The following is a 3,908-nucleotide window of genomic DNA, read 5'->3' as shown; positions in this document are numbered from 1 at the left end:
CGAGGCGTCGGAGGCGGAGGTCGCTTCGTTGCTGGTGGGCCGCGCGGATGAGGTGGGTGTGGCGGCGGTGAATGGTCCGTCTTCGGTGGTGGTCTCGGGTGTGGAGGCGGCGGTGACCGAGATTGGGGAGCGTTTCCGGGCGCGGGGTGCGCGTACGCGTCGGTTGTCGGTCTCGCACGCGTTTCATTCGCCGTTGATGGAGCCGATGTTGGCGGAGTTTCGTCGGGTGGCCGAGGGGGTGGCGTATGGGCGTCCGTCGTTGTCGGTGGTGTCGAATGTCACGGGTGAGCTGGCGACCGTCGAGGAGTTGACGGACCCGGAGTATTGGGTGCGGCATGTGCGGGAGGCGGTGCGGTTCGCTGATGGTGTGGCGGCGCTGACCGCTCAGGGTGTGACGCGGTTCGTGGAGATCGGCCCGGACGGCACCCTCACCGCCATGGCACGCGGCTGCGTGGAGGGGGAGGCATCCGGGGGAGAGCTCTCGTTCGTGCCGTTGCTCCGCAAGGACCGGCCCGAGGTCGAGAGCGTGCTGGCGGGCGTGGCCGGGGTGTTCGTGCGGGGCCAGCAGGTCGACTGGTCGGCGGTACTGCCGGAGGTACCGACGGTTCCTGGTACGGATCGGGTCGACCTGCCGACGTACCCCTTCCAGCGCGAACGCTACTGGCTCAGCCAGCGCCGGCCTGACCCCGTGACCGTCGGCCACTCCGCCGAACTGGACGCGCCCTTCTGGGAGGCGGTGGAACGCGACGACCTCGACTCGCTGTCCGGTGAGTTGGACATCGACCAGGACGCCCCGTGGCGCGAGGCACTGCCCGCACTGGCCTCCTGGCGGCAGCGGCGCCGTGCCGAGTCGGAGGCTGACGCCTGGCGTTACCGGGTGAGCTGGGAGCCGTACGGCGGACTCTCCGGCACGGAACGGGTGTCGGGCCGCTGGCTTGTGGTCGTGCCCGAGTCCTCCGGCACGACCGAGTCCTCCGGCACGGCCGTGCCGGAGGAACTGCTGGCGGCTCTCGGTACGGAACCCCGGGTGGTACCGGTGCCGGCGGGTGCCGAGCGCGCGGACCTGGCGGAACGTCTGCGGGCCGCGACGGCCTCGGACACCGAACCGATAGATGGCGTGGTGTCTTTGTTGGCGTGTGTGGAGGGTGCGGGTGAGGTGGGTGCTGGTGGGGTTCCGGTGGGTGTGGTGGGGACGTTGGGTTTGGTGCAGGCGATGGGGGATGTGGGTGTGGGGGGTCGGTTGTGGGTGTTGACGTGTGGTGCGGTGTCGGTGGGGCGTGTGGAGGGTGGTCCGGTGGTGGGGTTGGCTGGGGTGTGGGGTTTGGGTCGGGTGGTGGGGTTGGAGTGGCCGGAGTTGTGGGGTGGTGTGGTGGATGTTCCGGGTGTGTGGGATGGGCGTGTGGTCTCGCGTGTGGTGGGTGTGTTGGGTCAGTCGGTGGGTGCGGGTGCGGGTGCGGGTGCGGGTGCGGGTCCGGGTGCGGGTGTGGAGGATCAGGTGGCGGTGCGGGGTTCGGGTGTGTGGGTGCGTCGGGTGGTGCGGGCTGGTGTGGCGGAGGTGGGTGTGGGTGGTTCGTGGGTGCCGGGGTCGGAGGCGGGTGCGGTGTTGGTGACGGGTGGTACGGGTGCGTTGGGTGCGCGGGTGGCGCGTTGGGCGGTGGAGCGGGGTGCCCGGAAGCTGGTGCTGACCAGCCGCCGCGGTAGCGAGGCCCCCGGAGCCGCCGAACTCGAGCGGGAACTCACCGAGCTGGGGGCGGAGACCTCCGTACTCGCCTGCGATGTCACCGACCCCGAAGCGGTCGCCCGACTGCTCGACCAGCATCCGGTGGATGCGGTGTTCCATGCGGCGGGTGTGTTGGATGACGCGAGTGTGGGTGAGTTGGCGGAGTCGACGTTGGCGGCGAGTTGGTCGGGCAAGGTGGCGGGTGCGGTGCATCTGGACGCGTTGACCCGGGATCGGGAGTTGTCGGCGTTCGTGGTGTTCTCGTCGATCGCTGGTGTGTGGGGTAGTGGTGGTCAGGGTGCGTACGCGGCGTCGAACGCGGCTTTGGACGCGTTGGTGGAGTCGCGTCGGGCGGCTGGCTTGGCGGGTACGTCGGTGGCGTGGGGTCCGTGGGCGGAGGCGGGTATGGCCGCTGATGGGGCGGCGGAAGAGCAGCTGCGTCGTCGTGGGTTGAGTCCGTTGCCGCCGCGGGAGGCGTTGCGTGCGCTGGGGCGTGTGTTGTCGGCTGGTGAGGGTGCGGTGGTGGTGGCGGACGTGGACTGGTCGCGGTTCGCCGCGGCGTTCACCAGTCGTCGCGCGGCCCCGCTGTTCGCCGAACTCCCCGAAGCCGCGCCGGCCTCCGCCAGCGCGCCAGTCGCCCGTACGGACCATGACGCGGCCTCCGAGCTGGCGCGCCGACTGGCCGACGCCTCGGAGGCCGAGCGGGACGAGGCCGTGCTGACGGTCGTACGCTCCTGTGCCGCGCGGGCCCTGGGCTACGCGGGGCCGAAGGCCGTGGAGAGCCAGCGTGCCTTCAAGGACCTCGGCTTCGACTCCCTCACCGCCGTGGAGCTGCGGGACCAGCTGAGCGGGGAGACCGGGGTGACGCTGCCGGCGACCCTGGTCTTCGACCACCCGACACCGAAAGACCTCGCCCGGCATGTTTCTGACCAGCTGTTCTCGGATACGGTCGAGGACAGCGCCTCGGTGATCGCTGATCTTGAGCGGATAGCGGGGGCGATTTCAAGATTTTCCCCAGACTACGACGCCAGGGCAGTCATCGAGGCCCGTCTACGACGCATGCTGTCCGAGCTGGGTGAGTCGGCTCAAGGAGACCCGCAGGATCAGAAGGCCGCGGTCTCCCAGCAACTGGATACGGCCTCGGACGACGAGATCTTCGATTTCATCAATCAGGAGCTCGGTCGTTCCTGAGGTCGTGGCAACCGTTCCACCACGACCATATGGGGCACGTTCCAATGGCGAATGAGGCGAAGCTTCGGGACTACCTCAAGTGGGTCACCGCCGACCTGCACAGCACGCGGCAACGGCTACAGGAGCTGGAGTCGCAGCAGCAGGAGCCGGTAGCCATCGTCGGGATGAGCTGCCGGCTGCCCGGGGCCGTGGAGTCCCCCGAGGACTTCTGGGAGCTGCTCACCGGCGGCGTCGACGCCATCTCGCCGTGGCCGGCCGACCGTGGCTGGGACGAGGACGCGCTGCCCGACCGTACGGACGACTCGGGCGACGCCGGGTACGCGCGCGAGGGCGGCTTCGTCCACGACGCGCCGGAGTTCGACCCGGCCTTCTTCGGTGTCTCGCCACGCGAGGCGCTGGCGATGGACCCGCAGCAGCGGCTGCTGCTCGAAGCCTCCTGGGAGGCCGTCGAGCGGGCCGGCATCGACCCGCGCACGCTGCGCGGCAGCCGCTCCGGAGTCTTCGTCGGCTGCAGCGAGATGGGCTACAGCAGCGGCCTGCGGGACGTGCCCGACGAGGTACGCGGCCACCTGCTCACCGGCAACTCGACGTCCGTCGCCTCCGGCCGCGTCTCGTACACCCTGGGTCTGGAGGGCCCGGCGGTGACGGTGGACACCGCCTGCTCCTCCTCGCTGGTGGCGCTGCACCTCGCGGCGCAGGCGCTGCGGTCGGGCGAGTGCGGGCTGGCGCTGGTCGGCGGTGTGACGGTGATGTCCACGCCGGGCGCGTTCGTGGAGTTCGGCCGGCAGGGCGGGCTGGCGCCGGACGGACGGTGCAAGGCGTTCGCGGACGAAGCGGACGGCACCGGCTGGTCCGAGGGCGTCGGCATGCTGCTGGTGGAGCGGCTGTCCGACGCGCGGGCGAACGGGCACCCGGTGCTGGCGGTCGTACGCGGCTCGGCGGTCAACCAGGACGGCGCCTCCAACGGGCTGACCGCGCCCAGCGGCCCCTCCCAGCA

The 3,908-nt window shown here is 70.7% G+C and carries 2 protein-coding genes; both read left to right on the top strand.

From position 1 onward, the window contains the following. Nucleotides 1-2,911 (top strand): SDR family NAD(P)-dependent oxidoreductase (locus AN216_RS30760; protein ID WP_139140999.1); only part of this gene is annotated, 2,911 nt, incomplete at its 5' end. Nucleotides 2,912-2,955: 44 nt separating this feature from the next. After that, nucleotides 2,956-3,908: beta-ketoacyl synthase N-terminal-like domain-containing protein (locus tag AN216_RS30535; RefSeq protein WP_244502657.1), on the top strand; the 953-nt coding region annotated here is incomplete at its 3' end.

The sequence above is a fragment of the Streptomyces oceani genome, from assembly GCF_001751245.1.
Classification (GTDB): domain Bacteria; phylum Actinomycetota; class Actinomycetes; order Streptomycetales; family Streptomycetaceae; genus Streptomyces; species Streptomyces oceani.
The sequence above is the reverse complement of the archived record's forward strand: the minus strand, read 5'-3'. Positions and strand labels throughout refer to the sequence as shown.